This is a genomic window from Streptomyces sp. NBC_01571, assembly GCF_026339875.1.
In the GTDB taxonomy this organism is placed as follows: Bacteria; Actinomycetota; Actinomycetes; order Streptomycetales; family Streptomycetaceae; genus Streptomyces.
On the sequence record NZ_JAPEPZ010000001.1, the window covers coordinates 9,233,214 to 9,252,723 of the forward strand.

Annotated in this window: 16 protein-coding genes and 1 pseudogene; 9 read left to right on the forward strand and 8 right to left on the reverse strand. The window is 70.8% G+C overall.

Annotated features, from left to right (window positions below; all coding sequences use genetic code 11):
• The first annotated feature begins 236 nt into the window (after window positions 1–236).
• Window positions 237–2,960, forward strand: coding sequence for a SpoIIE family protein phosphatase (locus OHB41_RS41210; RefSeq protein ID WP_266704947.1), 2,724 nt, complete (start codon window positions 237–239; stop codon window positions 2,958–2,960).
• On the opposite strand, the gene OHB41_RS41215 is transcribed toward OHB41_RS41210, so the two are convergent.
• Window positions 2,957–4,159 carry a PP2C family protein-serine/threonine phosphatase gene (locus OHB41_RS41215; RefSeq protein WP_266704949.1) on the reverse strand — a complete coding sequence of 401 codons (1,203 nt, stop codon included), beginning with the start codon at window positions 4,157–4,159 and terminating at the stop codon, window positions 2,957–2,959. The genes OHB41_RS41210 and OHB41_RS41215 overlap by 4 nt on opposite strands.
• 760 nt (window positions 4,160–4,919) lie before the next feature.
• On the opposite strand from OHB41_RS41215, the pseudogene OHB41_RS52760 reads away from it, so the two are divergent.
• Window positions 4,920–5,155, forward strand: a pseudogene (locus tag OHB41_RS52760) (ATP-binding protein).
• A 33-nt stretch (window positions 5,156–5,188) separates the two neighbouring features.
• Here OHB41_RS52760 and OHB41_RS41225 read toward each other — a convergent pair.
• Window positions 5,189–5,923, reverse strand: coding sequence for a hypothetical protein (locus OHB41_RS41225; protein WP_266704951.1), 735 nt, complete (start codon window positions 5,921–5,923; stop codon window positions 5,189–5,191).
• An 18-nt stretch (window positions 5,924–5,941) separates the two neighbouring features.
• Entirely contained in the window at window positions 5,942–7,342 is a 1,401-nt protein-coding gene (gene lpdA, locus OHB41_RS41230) for a dihydrolipoyl dehydrogenase (RefSeq protein WP_266704953.1), read from the reverse strand.
• A 511-nt stretch (window positions 7,343–7,853) separates the two neighbouring features.
• Between lpdA and OHB41_RS41235 the strand changes: the two genes are divergently transcribed.
• The 3 genes from OHB41_RS41235 (at window position 7,854) to OHB41_RS41245 (ending at window position 11,046) form a co-directional block, all read left to right on the forward strand.
• Complete coding sequence (locus tag OHB41_RS41235; protein ID WP_266704955.1) at window positions 7,854–8,990, forward strand: trypsin-like serine peptidase; 1,137 nt, start codon at window positions 7,854–7,856, stop codon at window positions 8,988–8,990.
• 318 nt (window positions 8,991–9,308) lie between these two features.
• Window positions 9,309–10,217 (forward strand): SDR family oxidoreductase, encoded by a 909-nt coding sequence (locus OHB41_RS41240; RefSeq protein ID WP_266704957.1) that lies wholly within the window; start codon window positions 9,309–9,311, stop codon window positions 10,215–10,217.
• Window positions 10,218–10,425: 208 nt separating this feature from the next.
• Entirely contained in the window at window positions 10,426–11,046 is a 621-nt protein-coding gene (locus OHB41_RS41245) for a TetR/AcrR family transcriptional regulator (RefSeq protein WP_266704959.1), read from the forward strand.
• Between the two features lie 93 nt (window positions 11,047–11,139).
• Here OHB41_RS41245 and OHB41_RS41250 read toward each other — a convergent pair whose 3' ends face one another.
• From OHB41_RS41250 to OHB41_RS41260, 3 genes are all read right to left on the reverse strand, one after another.
• Window positions 11,140–11,562 carry an SsgA family sporulation/cell division regulator gene (locus OHB41_RS41250; RefSeq protein WP_266704961.1) on the reverse strand — a complete coding sequence of 141 codons (423 nt, stop codon included), beginning with the start codon at window positions 11,560–11,562 and terminating at the stop codon, window positions 11,140–11,142.
• 164 nt (window positions 11,563–11,726) lie between these two features.
• Window positions 11,727–12,146 (reverse strand): hypothetical protein, encoded by a 420-nt coding sequence (locus tag OHB41_RS41255; RefSeq protein WP_266704963.1) that lies wholly within the window; start codon window positions 12,144–12,146, stop codon window positions 11,727–11,729.
• Window positions 12,147–12,524: 378 nt separating this feature from the next.
• Entirely contained in the window at window positions 12,525–13,073 is a 549-nt protein-coding gene (locus OHB41_RS41260) for a GNAT family N-acetyltransferase (RefSeq protein WP_266704965.1), read from the reverse strand.
• Between the two features lie 220 nt (window positions 13,074–13,293).
• Here OHB41_RS41260 and OHB41_RS41265 point away from each other — a divergent pair, with 220 nt between their 5' ends.
• Window positions 13,294–13,614: a hypothetical protein gene (locus OHB41_RS41265; protein WP_266704967.1), complete on the forward strand. Its 321-nt coding sequence runs from the start codon at window positions 13,294–13,296 to the stop codon at window positions 13,612–13,614.
• An 83-nt stretch (window positions 13,615–13,697) separates the two neighbouring features.
• Here the strand turns inward: OHB41_RS41265 and OHB41_RS41270 are convergent, their stop codons facing one another.
• Entirely contained in the window at window positions 13,698–14,927 is a 1,230-nt protein-coding gene (locus OHB41_RS41270; protein WP_266704969.1) for a phosphodiester glycosidase family protein, read from the reverse strand.
• Between the two features lie 200 nt (window positions 14,928–15,127).
• On the opposite strand from OHB41_RS41270, the gene OHB41_RS41275 reads away from it, so the two are divergent.
• The gene (locus OHB41_RS41275; protein ID WP_266704971.1) at window positions 15,128–15,277 is read left to right on the forward strand and encodes a hypothetical protein; all 150 of its coding nucleotides are present in this window, start codon (window positions 15,128–15,130) and stop codon (window positions 15,275–15,277) included.
• Window positions 15,278–15,409: 132 nt separating this feature from the next.
• Here the strand turns inward: OHB41_RS41275 and OHB41_RS41280 are convergent, their stop codons facing one another.
• Window positions 15,410–16,657: a PP2C family protein-serine/threonine phosphatase gene (locus OHB41_RS41280; protein WP_266706519.1), complete on the reverse strand. Its 1,248-nt coding sequence runs from the start codon at window positions 16,655–16,657 to the stop codon at window positions 15,410–15,412.
• Window positions 16,658–16,973: 316 nt separating this feature from the next.
• On the opposite strand from OHB41_RS41280, the gene OHB41_RS41285 reads away from it, so the two are divergent.
• On the forward strand, window positions 16,974–17,993 hold the full coding sequence (locus tag OHB41_RS41285) for a DUF4331 family protein (protein ID WP_266704973.1): 1,020 nt from the start codon (window positions 16,974–16,976) through the stop codon (window positions 17,991–17,993).
• A gap of 471 nt (window positions 17,994–18,464) precedes the next feature.
• On the forward strand, window positions 18,465–19,433 hold the full coding sequence (locus OHB41_RS41290; RefSeq protein WP_266704975.1) for an SDR family NAD(P)-dependent oxidoreductase: 969 nt from the start codon (window positions 18,465–18,467) through the stop codon (window positions 19,431–19,433).
• Window positions 19,434–19,510 lie beyond the last annotated feature (77 nt).

A 19,510-nucleotide genomic window follows, 5' to 3' on the forward strand; every position in this document is an offset into this window, starting at 1 on the left:
CTTATCTCCTCATACCGTCCGCCCGCATGGGCTATCCGGGCGGACGGAGGGCTCGTACGTCGCAACCGCCCGTGCCGGAGTCCACGGCCGGGGAGTGGGTGCCGCCCCACCGTCATCGGGGCCGTCGGCGGCCGGCCGGTCGGGAGGTGAGCCGGAGGGGTGAAGGGCCGGGGCGGGCGCGTCCACCCCGCGGGTGGCCCATGGCCGCCCGGGATCACCAGTGCTAGAAAGGTCACATGGCGAATCGTTTCGCCGGATTTGGACGGTTTTCACTCAGGCCACTGGTCAGCAAGAGCCCGCGAAGCGTAGCCGGGCAGGTGTTGGTCCTCCAGGTGGCACTGGTCGTGCTGCTCGTCGCCTTCGGCGTGCTCGGACTCGCCCTGCAGTCGAAGCGCGACACCGACGCCGAGGCCAAACGCCGTTCCCTCGCGGTCGCGGAGACCTTCGCGCACTCTCCCGGCATCGTGGCGGCGCTGGAGAGCCCCGAGCCGAGCAAGATCCTCCAGCCGCTCACCGAAGCCGGGCGCAAGGCCGCCGGTGTCGACTTCATCGTGGTCCTCAACACCAAGGGGATCCGCTACACCCACCCCCTGCCGGGCCTGATCGGGAAGCGGTTCGTGGGCACCATCGCGCCCTCCCTGGCGGGGAAGATCTACACGGAGAGTGTCAACGGCCCGCTCGGCCGCGAGGTGCAGGCCACCGTCCCGGTCAAGAACGACGCGGACAAGGTGGTGGGCCTCGTCTCCGCCGGGATGAAGGTCAAGAACGTGACCAACCAGGTGGCCCGGCAACTGCCGATCATCCTGGGCGCCGGGGCGGGGGCGCTCGTGGTGGCCACCGGCGGTACGGCGCTGGTGGCCAGGCGGCTGCGGCGGCAGACCCACAGCCTGGCCCCGGCGGAGATGACCCGCATGTACGACCACCACGACACGGTGCTGCACTCCGTGCGTGAAGGGGTGCTCATCATCGGCGGAGACGGACGGCTGCTGCTGGCGAACGACGAGGCCAGAAGGCTGCTGGCGCTGCCCGCGGACGCCGAGGGAAAGTTCGTCTCGGAGCTGTCGAGCCTCGACGAGGAGACGGTCGCACTGCTCGCCTCCGGACGCGAGGCCACCGACGAGGTGCACTTTGCGGGGGAGCGGCTGCTCGCGGTCAACCAGCGGCCCACGGATCGCGGCGGAGGCCCGAAGGGCACCGTGGTCACGCTCCGCGACTCGACCGAGTTGCAGGCGGTTACCGGCAGGGCGGAGACCGCACGGGAGCGGCTGAAGCTGCTGTACGACGCCGGAGTCCGCATCGGCACCACCCTGGACGTGCTGCGCACCGCCGACGAGCTGGCGAGGGTCGCGGTGCCCCGCTTCGCCGATTTCGTCACCGTGGACCTGGCCGACGCGGTGCTGCGCGGGGAGGAGCCCGCCCTCACGGCCACCGGCATGCGGCGCACGGCCGTGTGGGGGATCCGGAAGGACCACCCGCTCTACGAAAAGGGCCGGCTGATCGACTTCGTGCCCTCCACGCCCCAGGCGCGCGGCTACGGGACCGGCCACTCCGAGCTGGTGACCGATCTGTCCACCGCCAAGGGCTGGCACGCGCAGGACCCGGCGCGCACCAGGCGGATCATGGACTACGGCATCCACTCGCTCATCGCCGCCCCGATCCAGGCCCGCGGTGTCGTGCTGGGCATGGCCAACTTCTGGCGGTGCGAGCAGCACGAGCCCTTCGACGAGGAGGAGCTGTCGCTCGCGGAGGAGCTGGTGGCCAGGGCCGCCGTCAGCATCGACAACGCCCGCCGCTACACCCGCGAACACGCGCTGGCGGTCACCCTCCAGCGCAGCCTGCTGCCGCGGGCCCTGCCCGAACTGAGCGCGCTGGAAGTCGGCTACCGCTACCTCCCCGCCCAGTCGGGTGTCAGCGGGGACTGGTTCGACGTGATTCCGCTGCCGGGGAGCCGGGTGGCGCTGGCCGTCGGCGACGTCGTCGGTCACGGCCTGCACGCGGCCGCCACGATGGGGCGGCTGCGGACCGCGGTGCACAACTTCTCCACCCTCGATCTGCCGCCCGACGAGCTGCTGAGTCACGTGGACGACCTGGTCGGTCTCATCGATCAGGACGAGGCGGGTACGGACAGTGCCGTGGGCGTCGTGGGCGCGACCTGTCTCTACGCGATCTACGACCCCGTGACACGTCGCTGTGTCATGGCGAGCGCGGGGCACCTGGCACCCGCGCTCGTCCACCCCGACGGAACCGTGACCTTCCCGAACCTGCCGGCGGGTCCCCCTCTCGGCCTCGGCGGCATGCCGTTCCTGACCACCGAGCTGGAGCTCGCGGAGGGGACCCAGCTCGTCCTGTACACCGACGGTCTCATCGAGGACCGCAGGCGCGATCTGGACGTGGGGATGGATCTGCTCGCCGCCGCCCTCGCGGGTCATCCGGACCGGACACCCGAGGAGAGCTGCGGGGCTGTGCTGGAGGAGCTGCTGCCCGGGCGTCCCAAGGACGACGTGGCCCTGCTCATCGCCCGCACCCGGGGTCTGCCGCGCGACCGGATCGCCGACTGGGACGTGCCGCTCGACCCGGCGGCCGTCGCGGGGATGCGCGACGCCCTGTCGCAGAAGCTCGCCGAGTGGGGCCTGTCCGAGCTCGGCTTCGGCATGGAGCTGGTCCTGAGCGAGCTCATCACCAACGCCATCCGTTACGGCTCCGAGCCGATCCACGTCCGGCTGATCCGCGACCGTACGCTGATCTGCGAGGTGGCCGACGGGAGCAGCACCTCGCCGCATCTGCGGTATGCGGCGACGATGGACGAGGGCGGCCGGGGTCTGTTCCTGGTGTCGCAGGTGACCGAGCGCTGGGGCACCCGGTACACCCCCCAGGGGAAGGTGATCTGGGCCGAACAGGCGCTGCCGGCAAGCGTCGGGGAGCCCGGCCAGGAGCCCCTGGAGCAGGAGGACCCGATCTAGGACTTCCGTCCGGGGGACGTCGCTTCTCCCCCCGGATCCCGAGAGGTCGCGCTATCGGGCCCCTCGATCCGACACGTGTCGGCCCGGTCACGGCCTCTGCTGTCGCGGTTCCCGCCGTCCCGCTCCGGGGCCTCGTCCGGGATGCGGTACGCGGCCAGGGCGGCGGTGTCGTCGTCGAGGTTCCCGCCGCTGTGCGCCAGCAGGTCCTGGTGGAGGCTGTCGAGCAGTTCGCGGGGCGGCAGGCGGCACCAGGACCGGACGCGTTCGGCGAGGGGGTAGAAGTCCCCGGCCCGGTTCCGTGCCTCGGTGACACCGTCCGTGTACAGCAGCAGCTGGTTGCCGGGGTGGAAGGGCACCACGTCCGCGTGGTAGTCGTCCCCGGCCAGAACACCGAGGTTGAGGGGGAGCGAGGGGTCGGCCGAGTCCAGCTCGGTGACGACGTCACGGTCGATGAGCAGCGGCGGCGGATGGCCGCAGTTCACGATGCGGACGACGGGTTCGTCGTCGGGAATCTCCGCGAACACCGCGGTGACGAAGCGTTCCGCGCCCTCGCTGCCCGGCAGCTGCACGGCTCTGCGGTTCATGCTCTTCTCGACCCGGCGCGCCACCCCGGCCAGATCGGGTTCGTCATGGGCGGCCTCGCGGAAGGCGCCGAGCATCGTCGCCGCCGTCTCCACCGCCATCAGGCCCTTGCCGCGGACGTCGCCGATCAGCAGGCGGACCCCGTACGCGGTGGGCACCGCCTCGTACAGATCGCCCCCGATGCGCGCCTCCGCGGCGGCGGACAGGTAGAGGGTCTCCACACAGATCTGGCCGAGGCGGCGGGGCACCGGGCGCAGCAGCACGCGCTGCGCGGTCTCGGCCACGGAGCGCACGGTGGCGAGGGTCCGTTCCCTGCGGAGGCGGTGGGCGGCAAGAATCGTGCCGAGGACACCGACCAGGGCGGTGGAGATGTACGAGGCCACGTAGTGGCGCTCCCACAGATAGCCCACCGAGCGGCCCGCGCAGCACGGGGTTCCGGCCAGGACACCTTCGAACACCACGGCGAACACCGTGACGGCGGCGACGACGGCGGGGCCGTGGGCGTAGGCGGCGACCAGGGGGAGGGCGATGAGCAGGAAGCTGACCGGCCACTGCACCGGGGTGACGGGTTCGAGCACCAGGAGGAAGGCGACGTAGAGGGCCGGCAGCCAGCGCATCCACAGGGGTGTCGCCGGTCCCTGCAGACCGGTGGCACTCGACCGCTCCGCACGGCGTCGTTCTGCTCCGCGACTCCCCGGCCACCTCACTGCCCGCTCCGGCGGGGGCTCGGCGTCAGCCGGAGCGGCCGGGGAGAACCGGCCGGGCGCACGGAGGGGGAGTCCGGTCCCGGACGGAGGTCCTGGCGGATCCACTCAAGCGGCCTGTGCACGAGAACTCCTGGCGGGCTTGGTCAAGACAACCGCCCTGATGCGGCTCAACAGCTCGACCCGGTCATGGCTCCGGCAAGGGCATGTCAGGATCTTTGGGGCAATCCTACGACGCGGAGATCCTCGCGAGGGGGCTGAACCGCATCAGACGGGAGGAATCGCCGCGTGGCCGCGGCACTGCCGGCCCACCGGAAGCGGCTCCTTCCCCCGGACCCCGGCCTTTTCGACGCGCGGGAGGCGCCGACGGGGGCGCCGAATCCGGACCGACCGTTGCCTCGGGAACCGGACCGCCGCCCGGAACCCGGGTTCCTGTCCCGGTATCCGGACCGCCGCCTCGGGAACCGGACCGGTCGCCCGGGACCCGCGTCGCTCCCTCGGGACGCGCGTCGCTTCCCCGGGACCGTGCGGATCGGGCGGTCGGGCAGGAACACCCGCCAGGCAGGAACATGTGGAGGCACCGAGGAGGGGGGCCAGGGCTTCTGGTCGAAACGATTCGGACGCGCCTCCGTCCGCGGGACCGCGCGATGCCCTCGACGCGTCCAACGACGCGGTGGCGGTGGTCTCCGGTGCCGGTGCCGTGGTCGGCTGGACCCGCGGCGCCGAGGCGCTTCTCGGCTACTCCGGTCCAGAGGTCGTCGGCCGCTCCACCGCCCCGCGGCTGCGGCAGGCCCGCGGCACCGACGAAGGCGGCCGCGGCTTCTTCCTCGTGGCCCACTCGCCCACCGCTGGGGCACCCGGCACACATCCGAAGGGAAGATCATCCGGGCCGAACAGGAGATCCGGTGAGGGGTGCGCCGGAGCGGGTATTCAACTCCCGTGTCATCGAAAGATGTTGACCGCCCGGGCGACCACCAGGACCACGGTCACCAAGGAGATGGAGGACTGCAGCATCATCAGCATCTTGGCCCAGCGCGAGAGCGGCATCACGTCGGTCGGGCTGAAGGCCGTGGAGTTCGTGAACGACAGGTACAGGTAGTCCAGGAACGCCGGTTCCCAGTCGGGCGGCGCGGTCTCCGGGCTCTGCATCTGCACGAAGAGGAAGTCGGCGAACTGGTGATGGCCGCGGGCCCGCAGCATCGGTCCACTGCGGTCCCACTCCCAGTACCACAGGGCGAACACGATGACGTTCGTGAGCCAGATGCCACCCCCGGTCAGCAGCAGCGGCCCGGCGTCCTCGCCCTCGGTGCCGTTCACCAGGCCCGCCACCAGCCTCACCGCCGCCCAGCCGTTGGCCAGACTGATCACGGAGGTCAGGGCCAGGCCCAGCCACCGCAGCCACCGGTTCCGGGGCTCCACCCGCCGGGGGTTCGCCACGATCAGACCCGCCAGCAGCACCAACTCCAGGGCGGGCAGCACCCAGTAGGGCTGGAGGGCGAGCTCGTGCGGCACCATCCACTGGAGGGCGACCGCCACCAGGATCACGGCGGTCACCGCCCAGCGCGGCTCGCCACGCGTCGCCCGGCGCCAGGCCGGTGCCACCTCGCGCTCCCGGCTCTCCAGGAGCCGCTCGATCCTGGCCAGGCGGCTCTCGGCGTCGTTCATCCCGTCGGTCATGGCGAGGATTGTCCCGGGTCACATGTTGATCATGTGACCCGCCAGCCCGTGGATCGCCTCCTTGACCGCCTCGCCGAGCGTCGGGTGGCCGTGCACGTTGCGGGCGACCTCATGGACGGTCAGATCCCACTGCTGGGCGAGTGTCAGCTCCGGCAGCAGCTCGGTGACCTCGGGGCCGACCAGATGGGCACCGAGGAGTTCACCGTGCCGGGCGTCGCTGAGGATCTTCACGAAGCCCGCGGTGTCGCCCAGACCGTGCGACTTGCCGTTGGCGGTGAACGGGAACTTCGCCACTTGCACGTCGAAGCCCCTCTCACGGGCCTGCGCCTCGGTCCAGCCGAAGCTGGCGATCTGCGGCTGGCAGTAGGTCGCCCGCGGGATCATGACGTAGTCGAGTTCCATGGTCTCCGCGTCGGCGATGGTCTCGGCCGCCACGATGCCCATCGCCTCGGCCGCGTGAGCGAGCATCAGCTTCGACGTCACGTCACCGATGGCGTAGATGTGCGGGACGCTCGTGCGGCACCGCCCGTCGATGTCGATCGCGCCGCGGTCGGTGAGCCGGACACCGGTGTTCTCCAGGCCGTAGCCCTGCACACGCGGCTGGAAGCCGATCGCCTGGAGCACCTTGTCGGCCTGGAGCGTCTGCCGCTGGCCGCCCGTGGTCACCATGACCTTGACCGAGTCGCCCGAGTCGTTGATCGCCTCGACCCGGGTGGAGGTCAGCACGTTGATGCCGAGCCGCTTGTAACGGCGGGTCAGCTCCGCGGAGACCTCCTCGTCCTCCAGCGGGACGATACGGTCGAGGAACTCGACGAGGGTGACCTCGACGCCGTAGTTGTGCAGGACGTACGCGAACTCGACGCCGATGGCGCCCGCGCCCGCGATGATGATGCTCTCCGGGAGCGAGTCGGACAGGATCTGCTCCTCGTACGTCACCACGCGCTCGCTGAGCGAGGTGTTCGGCAGCAGCTTCGTGGTGGCGCCGGCGGCGACGATGCAGTTGTCGAAGGTGAGGGTTTCCGTGCCGCCGTCGGTGAGGGCGACCTGCAGGGTGTGGTCGTCGCTGAAGGTGCCGCGGCCGGTGTACTGGGTGATCTTGTTCTTCTTCATCAGGTAGTGGACGCCCTTGACGCGCCCGTCCGCCACCTTCCGGCTGCGGGTGAAGGCCTCGCCGTAGTCGAAGGTCACTTCCCCGTTCACCCGGATGCCGAAGGTCTTGGCCTCCTGGGTGAAGATGTGGGCCAGTTCCGCGTTGCGCAACAGCGCCTTCGACGGGATGCAGCCCACGTTGAGGCACACTCCGCCCCAGTACTTCTCCTCGACGATCGCCGTGCTGAGCCCGAGCTGGGCGGCCCTGATCGCCGCGACATATCCACCCGGGCCGGCGCCCAGGACCACTACGTCAAAGTGTGCGCTCATGGCGGCCAGCCTAGTACTCCGGCCTCGAATGCCGATCTTGCCGGTCGGGGGTGGCGTCGGGAAGTGTCCGGACGGGGTGGGTGACCAGGACGGGTGGGTGAGGGGGTCCCCTCCTGCCGATGTTCGGCTCCCGTGCCCCGGGACGCACGACCACGGCTCGTGCGTGCGACCGGCCGATGCGCAGGGGCACGGTCGGCGGGGGCGGGTGTGCGACCCGACATGCTGCTGGGAGCACCCCAACTACACGGGCGCAAACCGGGATATAAGATACGTATTCGCGCGTCCGTCATGCGATCATGACAGCTGCGACCGCTGACCACGGTCGGTCGAGAGCCGCCGTACGGCGGACGGGGGACGAACGGGGGCTGCTGTCGCGCGCGGTGAGCGCGGAGCGGGTCGTCGGCGGAAGAGCACGCGTCGGACTCCGCAGCGGTGTTCGCCCGCTGTCCCGTCGCGAGCGCCTGCCCTTCGGGTCCTCGTGCCGTCCGGCCTGCTTCTTGGAGGAACCTGAATGCAGAAGACCCCATCGCCCCACGGCCGCATACGTCTCGAGGCCGTCGTGATGCTGAGCGTCGTGGCGCTGCTGGGCAACGCCGCAGCGGCCCGGGCCGGCACCGCGCCGCCCCACATGACCGCCGCCCCCACACAGACCGCCTCGGGGACTTCGCGGAGCGCTGCCCCCGCGCCGAAGTCGCCGGCCGGCCCGACTCCCACGGACCCGACCGGCCCGTCCGCGGAGCCCCCGGCTTCGGACGCGGTGGTGCCGGCCGCCGACGACGACTGGACGGTCGAGGCCGCCGTCCGCTTCTGGACTCCCGAGCGCATGGACGCGGCCACCGACCCCTCGGGCCGTACCGCCCCGCCGGAGGGCTCACCGGCAGCGGCCCGGGGGCCCTCCGCCGGCGGGGTCACCGCCCAGCACTTCAAGGGCATCAAGTCCGTCGGCACGATCTTCAGCGCGGACAAGGGGCTGAAGGGGCACCGCTGCACGGCCGGCGTGGTGCGCAGCGCGGGGCACGACCTGATCCTCACCGCGGGGCACTGTGCCGGCTCGCATTCCATGTTCGTACCCATGTACGACCACACCAGGACCGCGGCCGCGCAGCCCTACGGGGTCTGGGTGGTCGACAAGTGGTTCCGTGACAAGAGGGCCACCTGGGACAAGGCCAAGACCTCCGACCTTGACTACGCCTTCGCGAGCCTGAAGCCGAACGGCCGTGAGAACGTCCAGGACGTCGTGGGCGCCAACACCCTGGCCCGTACGCCGGGTTACGCCAACAAGGTGACCGTCGTCGGCTACCCCAAGACCGCGCACAACCCGCCGGACCAGGCGGTCCGCTGCCCCGACGTCCACACGACCGCGCTGTCGGGCTACTACCAGATGCAGATCTTCTGCGCCGGGATGTGGGGCGGAGTCTCCGGCGGCCCGTTCTTCTCTCGGCTCGACCCCTCCGGCGACACCGGCACGATCATCGGCAACGTGGGCGGGTTTCTTCAGGGCGGCCCGGATGTGAGCGAATCGGATCCGCGATACAACGAGATCACCTACAGCCCACTGCACGGTGACCGCTTCTTCCGCCTTTACGCCGATGCCCAGCAGGGCCGCAACCCGGACTACGGTCCCTACCAACAGCCGTCACTGCCCTAGACCGTGGGCTCGGGCGCGACCTCGAAGAACGTCGGCCTCATGGCCCCGGGCGCCTGGCGTGCGCCCGTACCGTCGGGCTGTCGAGCACGACCTCGCACTCGGTTCGGGCACTGAGCGGACGCGGCGGCAGAGGCGTCCGACGGCGGAGCGCACCTGTCCGCCGAGGTCGGCCTCCTCGACCTCGGCGGGCTGCTCCTCCAGTCGCATGCTTCCTTCGGGCGTCTCACCCGGTGGGGCGTCCGTGGCAGGTGGAGGAAGTGAGGGCGTGATCGACTGGCCGGAGTGAGGGGGCCGCGCGTCCTTCAGGAGGCAGCAGTGATGCAGAGCCGGCCGAGCGGACGGGTGGCGGTCGTCACCGGGGCAGCACGAGGGGTGGGGGAGGCGACGAGCCGCGACCTCGCGCGTCGCGGGCTGCGGGTGGCGTTGCTGGGACGAGAGCTGGAGTCGCTGCGGCGCGTGGCGGACAGCCTGCCCACCGAAACGTGCTGCTTCGAGGTGGACGTCACCGACGAGGCGGCCATGCAGGGTGCGGCACGCGATGTGCAGGCGCGGCTGGGGCCGGCGTCGGTGGTGGTGGCGAATGCCGGGATCGCCGCCGTGGGCCCGTTCGCCGGCAGCGAGGCAGCCCTGTTCAACCGGGTCATCGACGTCAATCTCATCGGCAGTGCGAACACAGCCCGCGTCTTCCTCCCTCAGCTCGTACGCACGCGCGGCTACTTCCTGCAGATCGCCTCCACCGCGTCCTTCGGATCGTCGCCCCTGATGAGCGCCTACTGTGCCTCCAAAGCGGGAGCGGAATCCTTCGCCCAGGCCCTGCGCAGCGAATTGCGCCCCGAGGGTGTCGGCGTGGGCATCGCCTACCTCCACTGGACCGGCACCGACATGATCGACGCCCGCGACGACCACCCCGTACTACGCGCCCTGCGCTCCCACCAGCCCGCACCCGTCCGCCGGGTCCACACCCCCGAACAGGTCGCCGGCTGGCTGACCCGCGGTATCGAACACCGCGCCACCAGCGTCTACGCACCACCCTGGCTGCGCCTCGTGCAGCCGCTGCGCCCTCTGCTGCCCCTGCTCGTCTCCCGCATCGCGCGCCGTTCCCTCGCGGGCCTTCCCGCCGCGGAACTGCACCGCACCACAGGCGTCCTGGGGGCAGGCGGCCGTGCGGACTGGGAGGCCCACCAGCCGGAGCCCCCGGCATCACCCGCCACCCCACCCCAGTGCTGAGACGCCCGCACGGGCGGAAAACAACCCGACTACCTTCGCCTTCGGGCTGCCGCTCGTTGCGGTCCGCGTCATGAGAAGGGTCACATCCGGGAATTTGAGGGCCCCCTCATGTTACCGTGCGCAGATGAGCCCCCGACATGTCCTGTCCGTGTCTCAGGCGCCGGCCAAACCGCTGCGCCGGGATGCGCAGCGCAACAGGGACGCGATCGTGGCCGCCGCCCGCAAGGCCTTTGCCGATCAGGGCGTGGACGCTTCCTTGGAAGGCGTCGCCCGCGACGCCGGCGTCGCGATAGGAACGGTCTACCGACACTTTCCCACCCGGCTCGACCTGGTCGAAGAGCTCTTCACCGCGAAGTTCACGGAGCTGCTCGGCGCCACCGAAGAGGCCGCAGCCATGGACGACGCCTGGGAGGGGTTCTGCCACTACCTGGAAAAGCTCTGTGAGCTGCAGGCCTGTGACCGTGCCTTCAATGACCTGGCCTCGGCCCGGCTGCCCGTCCACGCGCTCGGCAGGGGAATGTTCGAGCGCGCCCAAGAACTGGCTGCTCAGATCTTTCGCAACGCTCAGGAGCAGGGCGTCCTCCGCAACGATGTCACTCCGGAAGACATCATCTTCGTGATCTGGTCCCAGGCCGGGATCATCCAGGCCACACGTGCCGTCGCCCCCACCGCCTGGCGCCGCCACCTTCACCTGATGCTCGACGGCTTCCGCGCCGAGTGCGCCCACGAGCTGCCCGAGCCTCCACTGACCAGCCGGCAGGTCGACCAGACCCTCACCACTCTTGAGTGTCCTGAAGAGGAATGCCATGAGTGCCACGAGGAGGCATGATCTCCGCGGCAGGTGAGGTCGCGGGGCACGAGGGCATACGCAGTGGGGACGGTGTCGCGGTCGGCAACCGGACCCTCACGCCCGAGGGGGCGTTCAGCTTTCCGCGAGCAACTGTGCCAGCTCGGCGTCAAGGTCGAGCCGGCTGGACTCGGCCCCCGGCGGCACCACGGACCGCGTGTCGCGCAGGAAGAATCGCACGTCCCGCGCGGGGAGTTTGAGCAGAGCCGATCCCGCAGGTGAACGGAGAGCGATGTACAGCGTGTCCCGTTCCGAGCCGCCCGCCGGCCACATCCGCACGTCTCCGTGCCCGGTGTGCTCGCTCAGGGCCTGAGCGAGCATGTCACGGCTGAGGAGCCACTCGACCGCCCCGCCCTGATCAAGGGGGTGGAAGGCGGCACGGACGGTATAAGGATCACCCGCCTCGTACCGCAGAGCCGCACCCATCGACACCGACAGGTCGGGTGACACCACAAGTTCCACGGGCAGCTCGTGCACCACGGTTCTGATCGATCTCACTGTCCCTCACTCCCATAATTCCGCTCGCCCCACCCTCTGATCGCTCACTCATTGGTCCGGGCCCGATGTCGGCCCGGCGTGCGGTCGTCAGGCGGGGCGAGGACGCAACCGCCAGGCCATGTCCGTGTGCCTCGTCAAGCCGACCGTGATGCCCTGCGGCCGCGTCAGCGCTGGACCAGCGGGAGCTGGTCCAGGTGCCGGCGGTCGACACCGACACCGACACCGCGCCACGACGTCACCTCGACCCACCGGTCCCCGTGCCGGGCGTACCGGTGATGACCGTCCCACCGCTCTTCCCACCTGTGGTGGTGCCGGCCAGGGTGGTGACCTCGGTGGTCGTCGTCCGTGTACGAGCCACGCCGCCCGTCCCGACTGTCGTCCCGTCCCCCGTGGTGAGCGATGACGTACCCGTCATCGCGATAGCCGTTACGTGTGCCGTCGGTCCCGACGGTGGCGATCGAGGGCTGGGTGTGCGCCACGGGCTCCGAAGCCGCGGACGCCGAGCCGCCGGCGCCGACTAGGGCTCCGCCCACCATCGCCGTGGAAGCGAGAGCGATCGAGACGCGCCTGATCCAGCTGCGCATGGTCATCTCCTTTTGATGTGGCGCGATTCCGCCGATCGGGCGGTCGCCGCCATGTCAGTGATCGGTTCATCCGGATTCCGAATCAACCGGGTACCGGGCTACGAGGACCATTCGGAGGGGTCCCTCATGTTCGGCTTCGCCAGCGTACTCGAGGGATGCCTCATGTTATGGGTGAGGCTCATCACAGCAGGTCGGAGGGGATGTGCCAGCATCAGCGGGCTGGCGACGACCGAAATGCGCAGGCGCCTGCTCGGGCCCCGCTGCCCGGAGGTGGCGGCCATCCGGACACACCGGCAACCGGTCGCTTGACGAGGCCGAGCTGCCGGCCGGCACCCCCGGCGACTGGGGGCCGCGGCGCCGTACCGAGCCCGCGCTACCTCAGCGGGGGGCCGCAGGCAGACGAAGCCGTGCCGGGATGACGGGGCGTTCGCCGGGGCCGAGGTTGCGGTTGGTGTTCGTCGCCGGGCCAGGTGTGCCGAGGGTGAAGCCGAGGGCGGCGAGGAACGCCCGGCCCGGCTGCCAGCCCTCGGCCACCGAGGCGACGACCTCGGTATGGCCGCGTGCGGCGAGTTCGCCGAAGAGGGCGGAGGCGACCTGGCGGCCGAGGCCGCGGCGCCTGTGGGCGGGATGGACGAGGAACATGCCCAGCGAGCACGTGCTCACGGTCGGGTGGTGAAGCACGGCATCGATCAGGCCGACGATCCGGCGATCGGCCTCGATCACGAGGAGTGCCTTGTCCTCGAAGGCCGCGCCCTCGGGCAGGGCGTAGTAGAGGCTCTGTATGTCGCCGGGGGCGGCAGGCTGACCGGTGGTGGCCGTGAACCAGTCTTCAGCCGCGTCGAACAGCGCGAGCACTGCTTTCTCGTCGCCGGGTTCCAGGTCGCGCACACGGAACTGCCCGTCCGCGACCTCAAGTTCCTGCAGCATGACGGCCAGTCTAATGCGGTGCGGCTTCGCAGTCCGGTCCCGTCAACCGTGCTCCACCCGCCGCCACTTGGTGACAGCGGCGGTGACGCGCCGTCGGTGGTGGCCCGGTCGGGGGCGGGAGCGTCCACCGCGTGATCATCGGTGGTGTGGCCTCCATGACTCCAGGAGGGGGTGCGAAGGCGGCGGCCATCCCTCTGTCCTGTTCCGCGGGGAGCGAGGCATGGAACTCGACCACGGGCTGCGACTCGGCGCCGTCGCGGTCATGCTCCAGGGCGAGGACCTGACCGGTCGTCAGTGGCAGCGACACATCGACGGCGCGGGGACCGTGTACGTGACCGCCCCTCACGACCACCCGCACGTCGACAGCCCCGGCCGGGATCCGTACCCGGCCGGGGCTGCTTGCGTATCGGTCACGCGGGTGTCGTGGCGCGCGGGACGTCGGCGGGGGAGAGGCCGGTGCGGGCCCGGCGCCCGGGGTGGCGCCACCGACCGGCGGCGTCACGGGCGACGCTCCTCCGGCAGTAATGACTTCGGCGGCTGACCGTTCCAGCCGACCGCGGCCGGGCGGGCCATCCGGCGCACGGCAGAACCTGCCACGGCACCAGGGCCCGCCCGGCCGGCGGATCAGCGCGAGAAGAGCCCGATGCCCTCCGGAACCGGGCGTTCGGCGCCACCGGTCGGGTGGTTGCGGACGAGGGGGGCTCCGGTCACCGGGTCCCGGGTCACCAGGGTGGACGAACCGCCACCGTCCAGGTTCACCCCGGCGTCGGCGCCCACGGTGTCGAGTACATCCGCGACCTCGGCGACCGTCAGGCCCGAGCCGCTCTCCGCACTTCCGTCCAGCACCAGCAGGTAGAGGCGCCTGCCGTGGTCACCGACACCCGCGCCGGTCCGGGTCGCCGCCGCCTTCGTGTCCAGGCCGGGCAGCGGCTTGCCGTCCCGGAGCACGGGGAAGCCGCCCACGGCGAACTGCAACCGCTTGCCGCTCGCGGTCTTCAGCCGGTCGGAGACCTTGACCTTGTCCCCGGTCCGGAGCGCGCGCAGCCGGTCCGCGCCGGCCTCCCGGCCGACCAGCACCACGGTGTCCTCGGGGATCGCGCCCGCCCCGATCGTCGCGGATCCGGAGACCACCCGGCCGTTGCGGACGGTCACCTCGTAGGCGTCCGTGGAACAGGCCGCGGACCGGACAGTGTCGGTCCCGCAGACCGAGCGCTGCCGGGAGACGTCGCCCCACTTCGGGGTGAACGCGCCCACCCCGCCCACCGGGATGGCGTACTGGTTGAAGCCGCCGAGGTCGAACGAACCGGACTTGGTGCGGACGCTTCCCTTGAGCGTCAACTCGTCCAGCCGGGCCCGCTTGTTGTAGCCCACCCCGATCACGTCGCGCGTCGACGTGCCGGGCGGCAGGCCGGGTCCGAACCGCTGGCCGTCCGGCACAGCCGCCTTGAGCGCCTCACCGTGGGCGATCGCCGGGCCGACCGCCGAGTTGGTGGGAGCCACCCCCACGTGCTGGGACTCCTCGATGTTGAAGAAGTCCGCGTTGACGCCCGCCACCGCGCCCTGGGCGGCGGCCATTTGGGACAGCTTGACGCGGCTGGAGACGGTGCCGGGGGTGAGCAGGTCCACCGACACGTGCCGGTTGGTGAGGTCAGCGGCGACCAGATGCCCGGACACCACCCCGTGCGAGCCCGTCACCGAGAAGGCCCGGTAACTGATGCCCGGTGCCACGGTCAGATCGTCGGCCAGCCGGACCCTGTCCAGCGCGGTCGCCTGCCCGCTACCCGCACCCGCGACCACCGCACCCACGGTGGCCGCCGCGGCGACGACCGTACGAGCCCGAACAACAGATCTCATCAAGTGACGTCCCGTCATGTCTTCTTGCCTGCCGGATCTTCGACAGACGGCATGACACAGGACGGGACACAACATCGGACGACGGCACGCCGACGTGACGGCGAACTCTGTTGACGCGGCCCTCGAGACGGTCTCCTCGACGGCGGCTCCGTCGGTCAAGGAGACACCAGGCGAGCACCACGACGATCGAGCGTGCGTGCGTGGGTGAGCCGGTCGGTGCGGCCGCCTCGGACGAGCAGTTGATCGCGAGGCCGGTCGACCGGGCACGGCACGGAGCGAGGGCCCGTCCGGCCGTGGTCCACGGCGTCGAGGTGTCCCGGCAGACCGTCACCACGATCACGACAAGGTGATGGAGGGGACGGCCGCGCGGGCCGACCGGCCTCTTGACCGCGGGCGCTTCCATCGATGGTTGCGCATCAGTTGGTCAATCTGCCAGGTGGCGGTTCGGGCACTCGGCGCCGGGGCGCAGGGGGACTTGCCGGTTACGGCTGCTGCGCCGGCTGCTGCGTGCGGCCGGCCGAGGCCTGTTGAGTGTCCGCGCCGGAGCTGACGTGCCGGTGGGTCTCCTGGGGGCCGTGCCAGTCCAGGCACATCACGGTGGCATCGTCCTCGAGACGGCCGTCGGCCGCGTCCCGGACCGCGGACGTCAGGGTCAGCGCGGTCTCACGCGGGTGCAGGTCCTGGGTGCGCTCCAGCAGGGCGGCCAGGTCGATCTCCTCCCCGTGATGTTCGAGCATGCCGTCGGTCAGCATGAGCAGACGATCACCGGGGCGCAGGTCGATGTCCTGAACGCGGTAGGGGTGGGGCATGGGCACACACAGCCCGAAGGGATGGTCCACTTCGCAGGCGATGACCTCGGCGATCCCGTCGCGCACGCGCAGCGGCCAGGGGTGGCCGGCGTTGACGAGCCGGGCCTGTCCGGTGTGCAGGTCGACGCGCAGCAGCTGCCCGGTGGCGTGGCCGTGGCCGTGGTCGGCCAGGGCCCGGTCGGCCGAGTGGGCCTGCTCGGCCAGGCCGGCTCCGGCGCGGCGGGCGCCGCGCAGGGCTCCCACCAGGACCGTGGCGGCGAGGGCGGCGTCGATGTCGTGGCCCATGGGGTCGGTCACCGACACGTGCAGCGTGTCCCGGTCCAGGGTGTAGTCGAAGGTGTCGCCGCTGAGGTCTTCGGAGGGCTCAAGGTTCCCGCACAGCGTGAACTGCGCGGCCTCGCACGACAGTGACGGGGGGAGCAGCTGGTACTGGATCTCTGCTGCCAGGGTGGGCGGTCTGGAGCGTTTGCCCCAGGTGTAGAAGTCGGTGAAGCGCTCGTTGGCGATCACGATGTAGGCGAGGACATGGGCGGCCTCCCCGACCGCGTCGAGGATGTCCTCGCCGGGGGCGGCCGGCAGGAGCAGTTCCAGCAGCCCGATGGCGTCTCCCCGGTTGGTGACCGGCACGATCACCCGCTGCCCCCGGCCGGTCGCCTCCTGATAGAGCCGCTGGGTGCGGATCACCTGCTCGTAGACGCTGCCGAGCATCGGGATCCGTTCGGCTTCCCGCTCACATCCCACCGTGCCGGCGGTGGACAGCCGTGCCACCGCCCTGCCTGTCAGGTCGACGATGAGGAAGGAGACCTTCGTGGCCTTGAACCGCCGCCGCAGGTCCTGCGCGATCACGTCGACGGCATCCGCCGGCGCCGCTGTCTCCGCCGCCGTCAGCAGTCGGGGGAGTTCACTCTGTCCGCCACTCACGGCCGCGGTCCCTTCCACCAGCCCTGACACCAGCTTGGGTGCCGCCATGGTGAGCGGCAACCTGTGACCAGGGGACGTCCGGAAGACCGACACCTCCTCCGACGACCCTGCTCCCGGACCGCGGGACGATCGCCTTCCGCCCGCCGGTGACCCGTTCGAGCGTTGTTTGACGGCGGTGCCTTCGCTCTCGACGGTCGGACCGCTGGGGCGGGCTAGCGTGGCTGCGCCGCTCAGGTGCGGTGTACCTCACGCGCCGCAGGACGGCCGTTCGAGCGTTCTGGCGGTGTTCCGGCGAGCGAGCAATGGAGGGCCTGACATGTCCAACCACTTCACCGGCCTCAGCCTGGGGCCGCCACTCGGCGACCAGCGCCTCGATCTGTGCGACCTGTACGCCTTCGGGGCACCCGGCGATCCGAGCAGGACCGTTCTCATCCTCAACGCCAATCCCAACGCGGACGCCCTCCACCCCGACGCCGTGTACCGCCTGAACATCGACAATGACGGCGACTACCTGACCGACGTCGCCTTCAGCTGGGTCTTCGGCCCACCGGCATCCGACGGCTCGCAGACCTACAGCGTCTTCATGGCAACCGGTGCGGAGTCCCGCAGGCCCGAGGCGGTCGGCATCAAGATCGTGTCGGACGCCGCCGTCTCCTTCGGCCCCCAGGCCAACGTGGTCGGCAGCGGTGACTACAAGGTGGCCGCCGGTAGCCGCAGTGACGCCTTCTTCTTCGACTTCGACGGAATCAAGGATCTGTTCGACACCAGCGGGAACCGGAATTTCACCGCGCCGCACCTGGGCGGAAAGTCCCCGTGGACCGGCGTCGACTCCAACAGCACGGCCAACGTCTTCTCCATGGCCGTCGAACTGCCGACCGCGGAGCTGGCCCCCCAGCCCGAGCTCCACATCTGGGGCCGGTGCAGCGTCCTGCGCGACGGCGAACTCGTCCACGCGGACCGGGCCGGGCACCCGTCGATGAGCAGCTTCTTCAACACCGACGACACGAAGGAGGAGTACAACGCGAGCGAGCCGGTCAACGACCGGGCCAGGTGGACGGACCAGTTCGTCCACCTCTTGGGCCACACCGGCGGCTACTCGCGCGAGGAGGCGATCACCGCGATCGAGGAACACGGCCTCCTGCCGGACGTGCTGCACTTCGACCCGTCCAAGCCTGCCGCGTACCCCAATGGCCGGACGTTCACGGAAGACGTCATCGACATCCGCGTCGCGTTCCTCACCAAGAACGAGGCGCCGCCCACCGGTCTGACGCCGCACACCGACACCCTGGACCGGTTCCCGTACCTCGGGGACCCGCACCCGGCCACCACCTCCTGACGGATCCCGGCGGAACACCCCGGGACGGCCTTCGAGTACAGCGGTGACTCCCCCGGCTCCTGACCGGGCAGCTCCGGTGCACAGCCGCACCGGGCTTCAGGGACCGTCGTCACACCGGCGGGCACGATCGAGCGCCGTACTCGTCCAGGCCTCCGGTCGGAGCGCTGCGCCGTGGCGGGTTCGTTCTCACGACGTGTCCTCCGGCGCAACGGCGCGTGCCGGAGCGTTTTGCGCTTGTGGTGCGCCCGGATGCGTCGGGTGGATGCGGTGCACCCTGTACCGGCCTGGTTCGTCCGGGCAGGGTGGGCGGCAGGGGGCGACCAGTGACGCTTCGTCGGGGATCAAGCGTCTTCCCTGCGCGGATCGTGTGGAACGTGCGGACCGGCGGCCGCGGGCAGGTTGCCGGGTGCGCGGGGTGCCCGTCGCGGGTAGGGGCTGGGAGCGCGTCTTCCGGGAGGGGTGGTGGGCGGGGTGGATTCGCTTCGTTTCGACGGCCGTGTGGCGGTAGTGACGGGTGCGGGCCGGGGTCTGGGCCGGGAGTACGCGATGCTCCTCGCGGCCCGGGGCGCGAAAGTGGTCGTCGATGACGTGGGGACCGGGATCGACGGCCGGGGGACGTCGCCGTCGCCCGCGCACGCGGTGGCCGAGGAGATCCGGGCGCTGGGCAACGAGGCCGTCGCGGATGTTCACGACGTTGCCGCCACGTCCGGCGCCCAGGCCCTGGCCGCGGCGGCGCTGGAGCGCTGGGGACGGCTGGACGTCCTGGTCAACAACGCGGGGATCTCGATCCTGCGGCCGTTGGGAGAGCTCACCGACGAGGAGTGCCGCCGTGTGCTGGACACACACGTGGGCGGGACTCTGAACCTGCTGCGTGCGGTGTGGCCACACATGGTCGCGTCGGGGTACGGGCGGATCGTCAATACGTGCTCCGACGCGCTGTTCGGCGACAGCGGGCTCAGTGTCTACGCGGCAGGGAAAGGCGCGGTGCTGGGCCTGACCACCTCCCTGGCCGCCGAAGGCGCCGGTCTCGGCATCAAGGTGAACGCGGTCGTGCCGGTCGCCGGCACCCGCATGTCGCTGGAGGCGGTCCAGGGGGACGACCAGATGACCGCGATCCTCACGTCGCTGTTCCCCGCCCGCCATGTCGCGCCCGTGGTGGCGTTCCTGGCCCACGAACGCACGCCCTGCACCGGAGAACTCCTGCACGCGGCCGGCCGCCGGACCGGGCGGATCTTCCTGGGCGCCACCGAGGGCGTCCTGTGGGAGGAGGACCCGACGCCCGAATCGGTGTGCGACCACTTCCCCCGGATCCGGAGCACCGAGACGTTCCGTACACCGCAGAGCGTGGGCGCCTCCATGGCGTTCTCGCTCGCCCGGCTGGGGGTCGGCGGAGCGGAGCCGCTCGCCCTCGATCTCACGACCCCGGCCGCCCCGGCGTGAGAGCCGTTCCGGATCCGGTGATACCTGATCGGACCGTACGCACGCAGTGGTGACACGACATCCGGACCGGCCCGCCT

Coding starts and splice junctions, on each gene's coding strand:
- OHB41_RS41260 (WP_266704965.1), bottom strand. CDS start 13,073: ATGCTGCAGGAACTTGAGGTCGCGGACGGGCAGTTCCGTGTGCGCGAC.
- OHB41_RS41215 (WP_266704949.1), bottom strand. CDS start 4,159: ATGCGCTGGCTGCCGGCCCTCTACGTCGCCTTCCTCCTGGTGCTCGAA.
- OHB41_RS41265 (WP_266704967.1), top strand. CDS start 13,294: ATGGAACTCGACCACGGGCTGCGACTCGGCGCCGTCGCGGTCATGCTC.
- OHB41_RS41225 (WP_266704951.1), bottom strand. CDS start 5,923: ATGACCGACGGGATGAACGACGCCGAGAGCCGCCTGGCCAGGATCGAG.
- OHB41_RS41210 (WP_266704947.1), top strand. CDS start 237: ATGGCGAATCGTTTCGCCGGATTTGGACGGTTTTCACTCAGGCCACTG.
- OHB41_RS41285 (WP_266704973.1), top strand. CDS start 16,974: ATGTCCAACCACTTCACCGGCCTCAGCCTGGGGCCGCCACTCGGCGAC.
- lpdA (WP_266704953.1), bottom strand. CDS start 7,342: ATGAGCGCACACTTTGACGTAGTGGTCCTGGGCGCCGGCCCGGGTGGA.
- OHB41_RS41255 (WP_266704963.1), bottom strand. CDS start 12,146: ATGCGCAGCTGGATCAGGCGCGTCTCGATCGCTCTCGCTTCCACGGCG.
- OHB41_RS41270 (WP_266704969.1), bottom strand. CDS start 14,927: ATGAGATCTGTTGTTCGGGCTCGTACGGTCGTCGCCGCGGCGGCCACC.
- OHB41_RS41235 (WP_266704955.1), top strand. CDS start 7,854: ATGCAGAAGACCCCATCGCCCCACGGCCGCATACGTCTCGAGGCCGTC.
- OHB41_RS41240 (WP_266704957.1), top strand. CDS start 9,309: ATGCAGAGCCGGCCGAGCGGACGGGTGGCGGTCGTCACCGGGGCAGCA.